The sequence below is a fragment of the Bacillus cereus group sp. MYBKT14-1 genome, from assembly GCF_051915185.1.
Classification (GTDB): domain Bacteria; phylum Bacillota; class Bacilli; order Bacillales; family Bacillaceae_G; genus Bacillus_A; species Bacillus_A cereus.
This window is the reverse complement of the sequence record NZ_JBQAEF010000002.1, coordinates 32,350-45,336: the sequence shown is the minus strand read 5'-3', so window position 1 is coordinate 45,336 and position 12,987 is coordinate 32,350. Positions and strand designations below refer to the sequence as shown.

The following is a 12,987-nucleotide window of genomic DNA, read 5'->3' as shown; positions in this document are numbered from 1 at the left end:
AATGCCAAAGCAGTTAACAATATTTGATGTTGAGCCTGTAGTAGCATTCGATACTGAGAAAGCACACATTCATCGATTAAATTCTAAAGTTCGTTTTACGGATGTAGTTGTTCAAGTACCAAAGCAAGTAAGAGCTACTGACGAATTAAAACCAACAACAGCGCCAAATGATCAGTATGAATTATTTGAGGAATATACAATTGGAATTTGGAGATTTAAGCGAGTGGAAGATAAGCAGTTCGATTGGGAAGAAGCGGAGGAGCTTTGCAAGTCTGCGAGAGATAATAAAGAACCGATTTCAATACGACTTTATTTATCATTAGAACAATCATTTATTCCAGAGAATGTTGTGCAGTATTTATAAGCAAATAAAAAAGTCGAGATTGCTCCCGACTTGCTTCGACAAAATAATCATAACATACGGGAGTGGTCTTAGTGGGAATTATTAAAGAAAAACTTGAAGAAATGACAGCTGAAATAGATTTGAAAATAAACGGAATATATGTTGTTAAAAATGGTCAGGTCCAACTAATAGAACCACCCCAAGGTGGATTTGGTGAACAATCATTTGTATATCAAAGTGGAAAAGTAATTCGTATGGAAGAACGAAAAACACAGTTACTTTAATCAAATTTGAATTTTATTAAAAAGGGGAGATTTAAGTGATTGAAACAATAATAGTGAAGTGGTATTGCAAACATTGTGATTCTTTTAACCGTACAGAGGTACGTGCAAAAGGGAACGTTAATGATGAACATTATCATGGCTTTTGTAAAAAATGTAATGAACAACATTATGTAGTTATGTCAGTTCAATTAGGAGCAATGTAACCTGTAGAAGAAAACTAAACCAAAGCGTTATTTGAATAGAAAAGGGGCAAGCAAAGATAAAATAAGACCGCTCCTTTATAGGAACGGCCGTACAAATATCATGTGCTGGAGGTTGCTCCAAATGGCATAAGATGTTTTCTCTAAAAAGTATGGACAAGAAGTTTTACGGTTATACGTAAAAACGGCAGGCAACTAATTAAGTTACCCGCCTGTTCTCAAGTGGTACGGAGGAGAGAGCTCCGTTTGGAAAGAGTACAGCCTTGGGAAATCGGCTTGCAGATAGTATGTACGATATAAAAAAGATTATTCGTAAAATGAAATATAAATGATTTTTTAATGAAAGTATTATTTTGTAGGATATTAATTAAATCGGAATTTTGTTAAGAGATGAAATGTTGAACAAATGTGAATGATTAGATGATACTAAGGTAAAAGAAAAAGAACCCTTTATAAGGATTCTTTTGGGGAGTCAATCTAACATTCACATTCGTAATCACGATAATATTCATCGCACGAATCATTCCTATCATTGCAGCAGATACAAAAGGTCTTTTTGATCAATACTTCAATGAAATTAATGAATTCGGTATTATTTGTGAGAGTAAGGCTTTGAAAATCTTCTACTTGAAATACTCTTGTTTCATTTGTAGCAAGAGTCGCGATAATTGGTGTGGAAGATTTTCTTGTTTGAATAGTTACTTCGATAGGGAAGGCATCTCCGGGTACAGATATTTGAAGTAATGTTTTATTGTGATTATTAGTGAAATCTTCAAAAACTCTTCTTGAAGTGTCAGGGGGTACGATAATAGTTAAAGGTGCATTTTCGGTTGGTGTAGTTTCTGAACCAGCTACGGTATGAGTCTCGATAAAACAGTTATTTTTTTGATAGTGAGAATTTGATTGTTCTTTATAATACTTGTTACGAGAATCATTTTGATTATTGCAGCAGATACAAAATGTTTTTTGAATAAATATAGAAATGTTGCTATTGATATTAGTATTATTTGTGAGAGTGAGGCTATGGAAATCCTCTACTTGGAATACCCTGGTTTCACCTGCAACTATTGTTACAGTAATCGGCAGACGAGAACTTCTTGTTCGGATAGTTACTTCAATTGGTTGAGAAGTACCAGGGATGCGAAAATCAAGTAATGTTTTATTGTGGTTATTGGTGGAATCTTCAAAAGCAGTTCTTGTAGTGTTAGCCGGTACGTTGAAATTTAAAGCTGTATTCGAACCAGTTATTGTATGGGTTTCGATAAAACAGTTATCTTTTTGATGGTGAGTATACGATTGTTTTTTATAATACTTTTTACCATCTTTATAAAAATAATCAGCCATACTTATGTCGCTCTCCTTTCTTTGAGATATCTCTATATTTTATTAAAAAAAGAATAGAGTGCTTGTACAAAATAAGAAAATCCGCTCTTGTAATTAATTAAAAACGTTATTTGATATGTAAATGTAAGAGCACTCCGGGAAGTGCTCTGTAAAGACTATTCATTCTTAAAAGAAAAGAATATAAAATATTTTATGAATTTATTTTTGATTTTGTGTGTATTCTTTGTACAAAAATTTCATTAGAAACTGAAAACTAGATGCCATAATAGCACTTAGTTTTAAAGGAGTACTTGCACTAGTTTAATTTGATAATGTTTAATTCCAAAGCATTTATTCCATTATCGCATGTAAGAATGTCTGTGTCGCCTAGAAAGCTATTATTAATAAGTTGAAGTGTTGAATTGGCTGGGACTGATAAAATAGTGTCCCCAATGAGTTGAGCGCAATCTACATCCTCTGAATCTCGTATTAAAAGACCGAAAGTAGCTTTGAAATTTGGAATCAGACTGTTATTTAATAATATAGAAATGGTAGGCGAATAAGGGAATGAAAGGGCTACAGTCAAGTTAATCGAGGAAATGAAAGAAATCCGATAATCTCCAGCTTGTGTGATATTAATTGTGGTTGGATTTAACAGAGAAATTCCCCCTACCATAGGGTCAGCCTGATTAAAAGAAAAAGGGGATTCGAAAGGGACTGTAATGAATTCCGTTTGCCAAAAAGTTCCGTAAGCTACTGAAAGTGTTCCAGTCGGCCCAGTCGGCCCAGTCGGCCCAGTCGGCCCAGTCGGCCCAGTCGGCCCAGTCGGCCCAGTCGGTCCAGTAGACCCAGTCGGCCCAGTCGGTCCAGTGGATCCAGTAGGCCCAGTAGGCCCAGTAGACCCAGACGGTCCAGTAGGCCCAGTAGGTAGTGTCAATGGTGGAACAGGTGGTAAAGTAGGTCCAACTAAATTAGGATTTATTGCAGCAGAAGATAGAAACTCGTCCATTATATTTTCACCTCTGAATAGTTAGTATTACTAATAGTAAATGCAGGGATAGAGAAAAGCGAAATGGACAAGTGAGGAATTAGACAATAAAATTTTCATAAAAGTGTTATTTTATTATAGGAAAATAGGTGACTCAGCAATTGTGCCATCCGAGTCACCTAGTACTATCGATCCAAATAATGTTCTTTTTCTATATGTATTTATGTTGATTTCCAAGAGGCTAACTCAAAAACCCCAGTTAAAGGACAAAGAAAATCATTTTAGAGAGTATTAGATTTTATTATGTTAATGCGACAACAGCAAGAGTTAAGCCCAACGTATTTAATGTATTAGAATATGGTCCTACATTAACAGTAAGAGTACTTGTTATACCTGAAGGTGTAGTGAAAATTGCGGGTGCTGATACAGAAGTGAATCCTGCAGTATATCCAAGAGAAGTACCTGAGCCAATGATTGGATTATTATTCAGATACATAGTGATACCTGCCGAATTACCTCCTGGTTGAATAATAACTTGCACTTCATAGATTGCCAAATAGGTTCTTCCACCTTCAAGTAAAACAGTTGTTGGTGGTGTGAATGAGATTGCTGTACCATTAGAATTTACCACGGTATCTAGTGGAATCGCAGAATTTACAGAAACTATTGTTGGGGTAGTTTGAACAACATTTAAACTGTTAGCCGTGGGGGATGGACAAGTGCAAGGTTTGTGAATGTTAGAGTTGTTATCATTTTGGTAATTCACAAATAATCAAACTCCTTTGTGTAAGATAATTTTTTATCTCATATAAAACGTAGCTTTTTTGTGTATCTATATTATTTTTAATAAGTTTGTAAAATTTAGCCGAATAGTATTGGTCAGTCAATTCTTAAAAGTATTTGATACTGTAGGGATTTCAAAGTGCATTCGATAAATATATATGAATGTTTTTCAAGGACATTACTGTAAGTTAGGAAACATAATAAAATAGTTATTGTATAATGACAAAAATTAAAGAACCTGTTAGTTATAACAGGTCCTGTGTACAAGGCGTTCAAGGAATACAAGGGAACTGGGTTAGAGAAACCTTTGCATTGCTTGATTTAATAGTAATGTATTCAAAATAAACAAAAAAATGAATAAAAGTTAAATAAAATTCTTATTTAATTAAAAAATTGCGTACAAAAAATGTACACGATTATATAAAAACTATGTCTTGTGTGCTCATTGCATTTTATGTTTATTGTATGTAAAACGTGACACATCTAAATAAATTAAAAGAGCACTTTTAAAAGTGCTCTATGACCAAAACTAATATTGAAAAAGAACACCCAAGATATTGTATGTCTGCTCTTTAGAGATGTGCGGATGAAAACAAAATCTTTATTTGATGCATAAGAAAAAAGACAACACCCGAAGAGGGATGTTGTCTCAACAAATGTAAAATTCTATGAAAGAAAAGAGAAGATACAATAATATATGCTTGTCCAGTTTAAATGTGAAAAGATTTTAAAATTAAAGAGCGCTAATTGAGAGCGCTCCTTATACCTCATTATAACGACAGTGTCGAACTCACATTAAATAGAAAGGCACTATTATTGTATGCGGAAGTATAAGATTAGTGAATGGATTTAGATAAAATTGTTATTTGAAAGGATAAAACAATCTGGATCATACACTTACAGATATTAAAAATGCTATTTTTTTCTTTGAGAAAGATGGCAAGCCGATGAAAGTGGCGGAAGTAAAGGGTGTTGAGTTTAATTTCAATATCGAAAGCAAATGTAGTGTAGAAATCCCGCAAGAAACTAATGTTAGTTGTAAATTCGAAATACCGGAGAATGTGAAGGGATTAATGGGCATGGGATTCACTCCGCAGCAAGCATGGAATATTCATTTGCGCCAAAGAAGTAAATGGAAAGCACTTCAAGAAGATATAACGAATGAATTAGATATGATGCAATTGCTTGATAAGGTGATTGGTCGAGTTGAGGAATTAGAGTATTTATTAGAAGAAATTAAATGCTATGAAGCTTATAGATGGGATAATGATCGGAATTTTATTGATGCAAGAATCAAGCAAGCTTTTTCATAAAAACGCTATTTTGCACAACAAAGCAGCTAGCTGAAGTAGCTAACTGCCTGCTGTAAATACTATTCCACATGAATACGCAAATTGTAACCACAAGTTACAGATATAGTATAAACAGATTTAAAAATGTTATGCAGGAAAGAAAACCAAATAAAAACTTCATATTGTATTAAGTTGGAATATAAAAGGGCACTTAGTAAAGTGCCCTCGTGACGAGACCGGTTTTATAATGACTATTTTATAAAGAAAGGAACTCAGAATATTATATGTGAATTCAGTTAATTGTGTGCCTTTTTACAAATAAAGAGCAGCTAGCAAAAGCTAACTGCTTTGTTGTCCAACAAGAGCATCACCACAATGCTTTGTAACTTAAAAGTTACAGTTATAGTATAAACAAAATTGAAAATGTTATGCGGGGAAAGCTTAATAAAAATTTCATTTTGTAGAAATAAGGAAACTAAAAAGAGCACCATGCATCAGTGCTCTTTAAGATAGGAGGTAACACTTTGAGCTGGATGATTAGGTTAAAAGTATATGATGTAGAAAAGGAATAAGACCTAAATTTTATTATTAACTCAATATAAAAGAGCAATTAGCTTTTGCTAATTGCTCGGCCCAAGGTAATAGACATAGAGTGGGTATTAGTAAAATTGGCTATTCACGAACCTGTTTACATTGTAACCAACATTTTTAAATATATTCCCTCTTTAAAAACCTTATTCAAACAGTGTTATTTAAAGAGGGGTGAAATAATGAAAAAGAATACTTTCCCTTTATACATGAGATGATTTTTTAATTCTCAATATTATATGAGTGTTAAGACAAAAATGTGTAATTAAAAGAGCAGCTAGCAAAAGCTAACTGCTCTCTGAAAAAACGTTAAGAAGGAAGTTCAGAACTCAAGTGTATTTATAGTATGGACAAGGTTTATAGATTTATTCAAGGGGGATGGATAATGTGCACTTATTGAGAAAACGCGGTTAAAGAATTCTTTAAGAAGCAAGAGTTGGAACGCAATAAAAAGCAGTTAGCAAAAGCTAACTGCATAGTGAATAAGAAGAACGTAATGGTCATTCGTATTCAACCGTGGTGTATCTATATTGTCTAACATGTTTTAGAAATTTATTCAATAAAAGAGCAGCTAGCAAAAGCTAACTGCTCAGGTAATGGAACATGGTTCGAAATGGGGTGTATATAGTATCGACGGAATATTGAGTTTTATTCATCGGATTATGTTATATGCTTGACGATATAGTCTTTTAGTATCAAAAAACCTGCAAGGAGAAACATTACTTCAATCGAGAACCAAAACATATCTTTTTGAGGCTTTTGAAACTCCGCTATTATGGAAAATGTTAAAAATAGGGTAACGATTAATACAATACAGAGTTTAATTATATCGGACATTTAGAGCACTCCTAAAATGTAGTCTTTTTCATTATATAGCTATTTCCAATGTTAAGGAATTTAAAAAGTGTATATGAGAATTTAAACAAAATAATCCTTTTAAAGTAAAGCAAACAAAATATAGTCCGGCTAGAAAACTAGAGGACACCAATTCATTAAAGCAGCAATTTGAGCTGTTTTAGGAATAGGTGTCCTTTTTATTTTGAAAAGGGAGATGAGGAAATGAAAGGGTTAAAGGACCAGTTACGTGAATGGAAAAAGAAATCGAATCAAGCAAAAAAGAAAAAACGAAAAGAGAAATTTAGCACTCGTGAAATTGAAGATTTAATGGGGATGCATAGACCTTGTTATGAACGAAGACGTGGAGCAATCAGACAAAAATAATTCAAAAATAAAAAGGAGTGGTTGTTCATGACTAAACAATTATCTTTCTTACCAAAAATTGATAGAACAGCGACACAAGAGGAATTAGAAGGTGTGTTGGAAAGTGTACGTATACATAGACAATTCGGGATGATGCGTAAAGAAATGAAGGTCACTCCTTCTTATGTAATGCGTGAGCATGGCCCTACACATGCAGTTGGTAAACCGTTAGAAGATGTTGCTATAGCAAATATTCAACAAAGCAAACGAGAAGAATGGCTTGAAAGAATATCATTACGTATTGACCAATTTCTAAATCGATTAGGAAATGGACGTGCAGGAAGCATTCAGAGAGAGATTATTTATAAACGCTATTTAGAAGAAGAGGACGTATGTGATTACATGGTTTATAACGAAATAGGTATGTCAGAGCGCACTTATCGACGTTGGAAGTCCAAGGCGTTTTATAAACTTGCTTTTGCACTTGGATTAGAAGTTTACGAGACAGAAGAAACGGGAGGTAATGAATAATGAATTTCGTTCAACCAATACGTGATCCGGAGCAAATACAGCAGCTTAAAGAGTATTTTAAGGAAAAGAGCTTACGTAATTACATTCTCTTCATTATGGGCATTAATACAGGTCTTAGAATCTCAGATATTTTGAAACTGAAGGTCGGGGATGTCAAAGGTAGTCATATATCAATGAGGGAAATGAAAACAGGGAAACAGAAACGAATACAAATTACAGCAGCATTGAAAAGAGAACTTAAATGGTTTATTGAAGAAAGAGAAGATAACGAGTACCCATTGCAAAGTAGACAAGGTAGGAATCGTCCAATAGGTCGCAGTATGGCATATAAGATATTAAGTGGTGCAGCGGGAGAGTTTGGATTAGATGAAGTAGGAACGCATACGCTGAGAAAGACATACGGGTACCATATGTACATGCAAACGAAAAACATAGCATTACTCATGGAGATATTCAACCACTCGTCAGAGAAGGTCACCTTACGTTATATAGGTGTAAACCAAGATGCAATGGATAAAGCAATGACTAGGTTTAAAATCTAATCTTTGCATTTTCTCTTTTAAATCTAGGGTATCGCCAGCGTTTCTGAAAAAACACGTTAATGGTATAAAAAATTTATACAGTTTTCGGTGAATGCAGTAACAAACGCGAACCCTAAAAACCATGCCAGGATAGGAATATATATTTAAAGGTGAATAGAGTTATAAAACAGAAAAAAAGGGAGTTCTTCTGAGAGTAAGAACCCACTTTTTATTGCTACTGACAATGATAGGATGATAGGTTATGTAAATCTTTCTTGAATACCGTATACATTTTGAAAGTTTTGTAGGAAATATTGGATAATCATACAAGCAATACTATAAAAATCTTAATAGTATTTATTATAACATTGAAAAGGAGCTAAAATATGGAAGACTATAATAAATACTACAAAGATAAATACTACAAAGATAAACACTATAAAGATAAGTATTACAAAGATAGGTGTGATGATGATAAATACTACAAGTATTACAAAAATGAATTCGATGATCATTCTATTGAAATAAATGTAAATTGTTGTTCCGATCATAACAACAATAAGAAAGATGATCATAAGAAACATGATGACTGTTGTTGCAATCGTAAAGAAATAGAGAGGCAAGTTAATAACCCAGCCAATGATGTAGCTAATTTTCCACGCATAACTCAAAGTGAAACAAGCTTAGCGCGTTTTAATGATTTTATACTCTATGGATTTAATGATACTAATAACACTACACCCCCGCCAGAGATACCAGGGACTCATAGCTTTTCAGGATTTGCTTTCTCTAATAATTTAGGTGATACCTGGACTGATGGTGGTCCTGTACCTGTAAATCCAGGAGGATTCAATGACGGTGATCCTGTAATAGCTGTAGATAGAAATGGTGTTTTCTATTATGGTCAAGTTGGGAGAGAAGTTGTAGCAGGAACTCTGCAAGGTGTAATTAGTGTTTCAACTGGAACCGTTAATCCTACTGGAACTATCACAATGAATCTGCCTCAAGTTGTTGGACGAGGTCAAAATCCAAATCCTAATACCGCCTCTCAAGATAAAGAATGGATTGCAGTAGGACCTGATGCTGATAATCCAGGGAATGAAGCACTGTATATTACGTGGACTGATTTTACTGTTAACCCAAGAAGTATTCGCTTTTCAAAATATACAACAGGAGTCAACTTAACACCTATCATTACAGACCAAGTTATTGTTCCTCCGGCACCCAATACTTTTGTCAGTGGGTCTTTTGTAGTCGTAGATAATCGAGGTGTCATCTATGTCTTTTATGAACAAATATTGGAGCCTCGAAATAATTTAAATAATTCTAACAGGACGATTCGAATGCTTAAATCAACTGACGGTGGCAATACGTTTCCGATCAACGTGCCAGTTTCAACACCTTTCTTTGCAGCAGCAAATGAAATATCAAATTGTGCTGGAGATAATCGTCCAACAATACGTGTTGATAATACAAGACTGATTCGTACGAATGAATTCCCACAAGCTGCTATTGGACCAGATGGCACTTTATATGTTGTATGGAATGCTGGTAGAGTTATTGGGAATACGCGTTTTATTGATGTCCTTTTAGCATATAGCACTGATGAAGGAAATACATGGAATGAAGTGAATATCTCTACTCATAAAAGTTTAACCTTTTCGTTTTTTCCATCAGTAGCAGCCAATTGTCAAGGAGCTCATATTCAGTATAATCGTTTTAATGACCGTCGTGGTAGAGTCAGTGGAGTGGGTGATGGAACATTCGCAATATTTATGAAAAGCTTCTCTCTTTTTGATGGTTTAAGTGAAGAGAGGATGGTAAGTACTGAATTTTCTCCAGTGCCGATTACGATTGCTAACCCTGATCCAATACCTTCCGGATGCTATATGGGTGATTACAATCAAATCATTGCAGGTCCCGGAAGTTGTATACTTCACTCTTGGGGTGATAATCGAAATGTTCTAAATGGTCAAATTAATCCTGATGTTTTCTTCAAACTAACAGCTCCAAAGAAGAAACATAACTGTTGCTGTGATTTAGATAGACATGTTTAAAACGAGGTAAATCCTCCATCTCTTTCTCTTCTGAAATCCACTGAAAGTCAATTTCCTTATTTCCTCTTAAATATTTGTACTATCTATAAAAAAGTTATTTTTACAAACAGACTATCTACCAATAACGAATTTTACGTTAACTAGCCTCTCTTGTGCGGGCTAGTTTTTTGCTTAGTGTGTTTTTAAAATGTCGGTGGTATCCCTATACAGTTACTCATAAATTTTATACTGTGTAACTCAAAAGGAAAAGTTTAATCAAGTCAATGATATCAAGTAATTCGGCGAAGGGATTAGTTACACACAATATAAGATATGGGTAAGTGGTAGTATCAAGGAATTGAATGGTGTATATACATAAATATAAAATGTAAGTGGGAGGTAATTGTGATTCATGTTAAATGAAGAACTATTAGAAGTAATAATTAGATATAAAAGGAATACTGGAAGAAATCCTGATGTGTTAAAGCTAAATCCAACTTATTTTAGAAATATTCTAGAAGAATTGAATTATCCACAGTGGATTATAAAAAAGAAAATGACAGAAATGAAAAAAAGTATATTCGGTGTATCAGTGGAATTAACAGATGCAGTGGGAAAATTTGAACTATGAAAAAGTTGGCAGAGTCGTGACCGCTTTTTGGCAGGAAATGTGCCGGTTATTTTGTAATTAACGTGTTATATTTGTATTGTGGGAAGTGGCGGGAAACACAACTCATTATGTTGTTTTTTTAATTCTAAACGGTTCGTAATGATGGCGCATAAAATCCGAAACCAGCAGATGGTAACGATTGAATGATACCGTTATTAAGGAGAGCTTTTGCTCTTCTTCCAGTTACTTAATAATGCATAAAAAGATTGGTGCAGCAATATTAGGTGATTGGAAGAAGGGTAAAACTTCATTTACCTTAATTAAAATACAAATAAATAATTGATATCAGAGCATCCGTAACGGTTGCTTTTTTCTTTGTTATATAGAAATTACACATTAAACGTATTTAAATACTGTTTTAGGTATAACATGAATTGACAACAATATTAGATGTTAAATGTACCGTGAAACTCTTGGAAATACAATGATGGGAAATTATAATGATATTGGTATATTACGGGAGAAGGCGGAATTGTAGGAGTAAAGGGAATGTGCCCAGGTTGCATACCATATTGACCATATGAAGGATATTGAGGTAAATGTTGCCAAGCAGAAGCTGGAGCTACAACAATCCTCATCGGTAAAGGATTCATAATATAATCACTCCTAAAGTAGTATTCATGTAATAGGGTATGCGCTCACTGAATATAGATGTGCACAATCTAGGCCTATAAACATAATAATTAACGAACAGAAAATACGGTTACTAATCTTATGATGTGTCCATTAGGGATGTTTTATTTTTAGAACAAACATGTGTATAGCAATTAGAGCAGGCGCTGCCGTGATCTGGGTGGTGTCTTGTTTGTTGTTAAGGAAAGATAAGCGCAAACGTGTTGCATTTATTATGAGGTGATACATATGGAATTAGAATTATTAAATGATTTAACAGCAGAGTTAAAGACACGAGTTTTATCTGATGCAGTTACATGGGAATTAATTAATATTATTGTATTGGATCATTTAGAGAGAATGACAGATAAAACAAAAATGAATGAAATGGGTATAGGGATGTATGGTGTTAAATGGGAAGATGTTAATTTGAAACCATATGCAGCGCTAGATAATGTTATTGGTGTTAATGATGCTCATCTTATTAGCGGCCTTTCTCCTGGTCATATAAAGAATCTATGTGCAGCAGGTGCTATTGAATCCAAAAAGGTCGGCAATACGTGGATTTTAGATAATGAGAGATTTAGAGTATGGTTTGAATGCTCCCAATTAAACGAAACAAACTCAACACAACCCAAATATTGTAAGGGGTGATGGTATTGTCAAATGTACAATATACTGCTCATGCAAATAATGGTAGTAAAGATGCTACAGAATATGTAAATGCATTAGCTTATATATCTTCATTTTTGTTAGCTTATTCTGATCAGAAAGTTATCGATAAATTGCTAACTCAATCCAATGAAAAAGAAACTGAACTAATTAATGGTATTTTAAGTGGATTGCAACTGCGTTTGTCCGAAAACTAGTGTCTCAAAAACAAAACATTATGAGACACTGAATATATGGGCCTTAAAACCTATAAAAATGGTATAACAAATGTCTCAAAACCATGTCTCAATTAATAATTGATTTTGATACAGGAATTTGATACACTTTTTATATCAAATAACAAGGGATGATGGTGCATGATATTCGGATATGCTAGGGTTTCTACTAAAAAACAAAATTTAGATATGCAATTGGATGAATTAAACCGTTATGGTTGTGAAGAAATAGTTACAGAAAAAGAAAGTGGAGCGAAAAAGGACAGAAAAGAGCTTCAATTATTACTTGGCAAACTTCGTAAAGGTGATACATTGGTTGTTTACAAGTTAGATCGTTTAGGAAGAACCATGCACCAGTTAGTTAATTTATTGCAAGAATTTAATGATAAGGAAATTCACTTTGTTTCTATTAAAGATGGTATTGATACATCTACAACAATGGGAAGGTTTTTATTTCATATATTTGGTGCAATGGCTGAAATGGAACGCGAGGTTATTAATGAACGTGTTGTTAGTGGTGTAGCTGCTGCAAAAGAACGAGGAAAACAAGGTGGTCGCAAACGTGCTCATACTCCGGAACAGATAGAGGGTATGCTAAAAATGGTTGAACAAGGGTTACCTAAAGTTGATGTCTGTAAGATGTTCAATGTTTCAAGGGCAACTTTATATAGATACATAAATGAAGAAGAAAAAAATACGAAAAATTTAAAGTAGCGATTACGCTGCTTT

16 protein-coding genes are annotated in these 12,987 nt (G+C 33.9%); 12 read left to right on the top strand and 4 right to left on the bottom strand.

Going from position 1 to position 12,987, the window contains the following annotated elements; translation table 11 throughout:
- Position 1 precedes the first annotated feature (1 nt).
- The 3 genes from ACTFO4_RS06750 to ACTFO4_RS06740 all read left to right on the top strand — a co-directional run bounded on the left by ACTFO4_RS06750 (position 2) and on the right by ACTFO4_RS06740 (position 830).
- A complete protein-coding gene (locus tag ACTFO4_RS06750; protein WP_119683270.1) occupies positions 2-364 on the top strand; it encodes a cell division protein SepF in 363 nt (120 codons plus the stop codon).
- A gap of 71 nt (positions 365-435) precedes the next feature.
- Entirely contained in the window at positions 436-627 is a 192-nt protein-coding gene (locus ACTFO4_RS06745) for a DUF3954 domain-containing protein (RefSeq protein ID WP_050821784.1), read from the top strand.
- A gap of 35 nt (positions 628-662) precedes the next feature.
- Complete coding sequence (locus tag ACTFO4_RS06740) at positions 663-830, top strand: hypothetical protein (RefSeq protein ID WP_162900584.1); 168 nt, start codon at positions 663-665, stop codon at positions 828-830.
- 474 nt (positions 831-1,304) lie between these two features.
- Here the strand turns inward: ACTFO4_RS06740 and ACTFO4_RS06735 are convergent, their stop codons facing one another.
- The 3 genes from ACTFO4_RS06735 to ACTFO4_RS06725 form a co-directional block, all read right to left on the bottom strand.
- Positions 1,305-2,171, bottom strand: coding sequence for an exosporium protein D (locus ACTFO4_RS06735; protein WP_119683271.1), 867 nt, complete (start codon positions 2,169-2,171; stop codon positions 1,305-1,307).
- Positions 2,172-2,466: 295 nt separating this feature from the next.
- A complete protein-coding gene (locus ACTFO4_RS06730; RefSeq protein WP_440013589.1) occupies positions 2,467-3,159 on the bottom strand; it encodes an exosporium leader peptide-containing protein in 693 nt (230 codons plus the stop codon).
- Positions 3,160-3,439: 280 nt separating this feature from the next.
- Positions 3,440-3,904: a hypothetical protein gene (locus ACTFO4_RS06725; protein ID WP_002163978.1), complete on the bottom strand. Its 465-nt coding sequence runs from the start codon at positions 3,902-3,904 to the stop codon at positions 3,440-3,442.
- A 964-nt stretch (positions 3,905-4,868) separates the two neighbouring features.
- Between ACTFO4_RS06725 and ACTFO4_RS06720 the strand changes: the two genes are divergently transcribed.
- The 6 genes from ACTFO4_RS06720 to ACTFO4_RS06695 all read left to right on the top strand — a co-directional run bounded on the left by ACTFO4_RS06720 (position 4,869) and on the right by ACTFO4_RS06695 (position 10,720).
- On the top strand, positions 4,869-5,234 hold the full coding sequence (locus ACTFO4_RS06720; protein ID WP_240440585.1) for a hypothetical protein: 366 nt from the start codon (positions 4,869-4,871) through the stop codon (positions 5,232-5,234).
- 1,626 nt (positions 5,235-6,860) lie between these two features.
- Complete coding sequence (locus ACTFO4_RS06715; protein WP_162900585.1) at positions 6,861-7,022, top strand: hypothetical protein; 162 nt, start codon at positions 6,861-6,863, stop codon at positions 7,020-7,022.
- Between the two features lie 27 nt (positions 7,023-7,049).
- A complete protein-coding gene (locus ACTFO4_RS06710; protein ID WP_119683275.1) occupies positions 7,050-7,532 on the top strand; it encodes an ArpU family phage packaging/lysis transcriptional regulator in 483 nt (160 codons plus the stop codon).
- Positions 7,532-8,074: a site-specific integrase gene (locus ACTFO4_RS06705; RefSeq protein WP_119683276.1), complete on the top strand. Its 543-nt coding sequence runs from the start codon at positions 7,532-7,534 to the stop codon at positions 8,072-8,074. Before ACTFO4_RS06710 ends, ACTFO4_RS06705 begins: the two co-directional genes overlap by 1 nt.
- A gap of 365 nt (positions 8,075-8,439) precedes the next feature.
- Complete coding sequence (locus ACTFO4_RS06700; protein WP_240440586.1) at positions 8,440-10,110, top strand: sialidase family protein; 1,671 nt, start codon at positions 8,440-8,442, stop codon at positions 10,108-10,110.
- Between the two features lie 391 nt (positions 10,111-10,501).
- Entirely contained in the window at positions 10,502-10,720 is a 219-nt protein-coding gene (locus tag ACTFO4_RS06695) for a hypothetical protein (protein ID WP_000930975.1), read from the top strand.
- A gap of 425 nt (positions 10,721-11,145) precedes the next feature.
- On the opposite strand, the gene ACTFO4_RS06690 is transcribed toward ACTFO4_RS06695, so the two are convergent.
- Positions 11,146-11,352, bottom strand: a complete 207-nt coding sequence (locus ACTFO4_RS06690) for a hypothetical protein (protein WP_001068928.1) — start codon at positions 11,350-11,352, stop codon at positions 11,146-11,148.
- A gap of 268 nt (positions 11,353-11,620) precedes the next feature.
- Here ACTFO4_RS06690 and ACTFO4_RS06685 point away from each other — a divergent pair, with 268 nt between their 5' ends.
- From ACTFO4_RS06685 to ACTFO4_RS06675, 3 genes are all read left to right on the top strand, one after another.
- A complete protein-coding gene (locus ACTFO4_RS06685; RefSeq protein ID WP_063536219.1) occupies positions 11,621-12,025 on the top strand; it encodes a hypothetical protein in 405 nt (134 codons plus the stop codon).
- Entirely contained in the window at positions 12,025-12,240 is a 216-nt protein-coding gene (locus tag ACTFO4_RS06680; RefSeq protein WP_063536220.1) for a hypothetical protein, read from the top strand. Before ACTFO4_RS06685 ends, ACTFO4_RS06680 begins: the two co-directional genes overlap by 1 nt.
- 159 nt (positions 12,241-12,399) lie before the next feature.
- Positions 12,400-12,972: a recombinase family protein gene (locus ACTFO4_RS06675; RefSeq protein WP_000576168.1), complete on the top strand. Its 573-nt coding sequence runs from the start codon at positions 12,400-12,402 to the stop codon at positions 12,970-12,972.
- The last annotated feature ends 15 nt before the right edge of the window (positions 12,973-12,987 follow it).

Excerpts from the sequence above, each read along its gene's own strand:
- ACTFO4_RS06710 (WP_119683275.1), top strand. The coding sequence starts at position 7,050 with ATGACTAAACAATTATCTTTCTTACCAAAAATTGATAGAACAGCGACA.
- ACTFO4_RS06700 (WP_240440586.1), top strand. The coding sequence starts at position 8,440 with ATGGAAGACTATAATAAATACTACAAAGATAAATACTACAAAGATAAA.
- ACTFO4_RS06680 (WP_063536220.1), top strand. The coding sequence starts at position 12,025 with ATGGTATTGTCAAATGTACAATATACTGCTCATGCAAATAATGGTAGT.
- ACTFO4_RS06690 (WP_001068928.1), bottom strand. The coding sequence starts at position 11,352 with ATGAATCCTTTACCGATGAGGATTGTTGTAGCTCCAGCTTCTGCTTGG.
- ACTFO4_RS06705 (WP_119683276.1), top strand. The coding sequence starts at position 7,532 with ATGAATTTCGTTCAACCAATACGTGATCCGGAGCAAATACAGCAGCTT.
- ACTFO4_RS06730 (WP_440013589.1), bottom strand. The coding sequence starts at position 3,159 with ATGGACGAGTTTCTATCTTCTGCTGCAATAAATCCTAATTTAGTTGGA.
- ACTFO4_RS06675 (WP_000576168.1), top strand. The coding sequence starts at position 12,400 with ATGATATTCGGATATGCTAGGGTTTCTACTAAAAAACAAAATTTAGAT.
- ACTFO4_RS06720 (WP_240440585.1), top strand. The coding sequence starts at position 4,869 with ATGAAAGTGGCGGAAGTAAAGGGTGTTGAGTTTAATTTCAATATCGAA.
- ACTFO4_RS06715 (WP_162900585.1), top strand. The coding sequence starts at position 6,861 with ATGAAAGGGTTAAAGGACCAGTTACGTGAATGGAAAAAGAAATCGAAT.
- ACTFO4_RS06735 (WP_119683271.1), bottom strand. The coding sequence starts at position 2,171 with ATGGCTGATTATTTTTATAAAGATGGTAAAAAGTATTATAAAAAACAA.
- ACTFO4_RS06695 (WP_000930975.1), top strand. The coding sequence starts at position 10,502 with ATGTTAAATGAAGAACTATTAGAAGTAATAATTAGATATAAAAGGAAT.
- ACTFO4_RS06750 (WP_119683270.1), top strand. The coding sequence starts at position 2 with ATGCCAAAGCAGTTAACAATATTTGATGTTGAGCCTGTAGTAGCATTC.
- ACTFO4_RS06685 (WP_063536219.1), top strand. The coding sequence starts at position 11,621 with ATGGAATTAGAATTATTAAATGATTTAACAGCAGAGTTAAAGACACGA.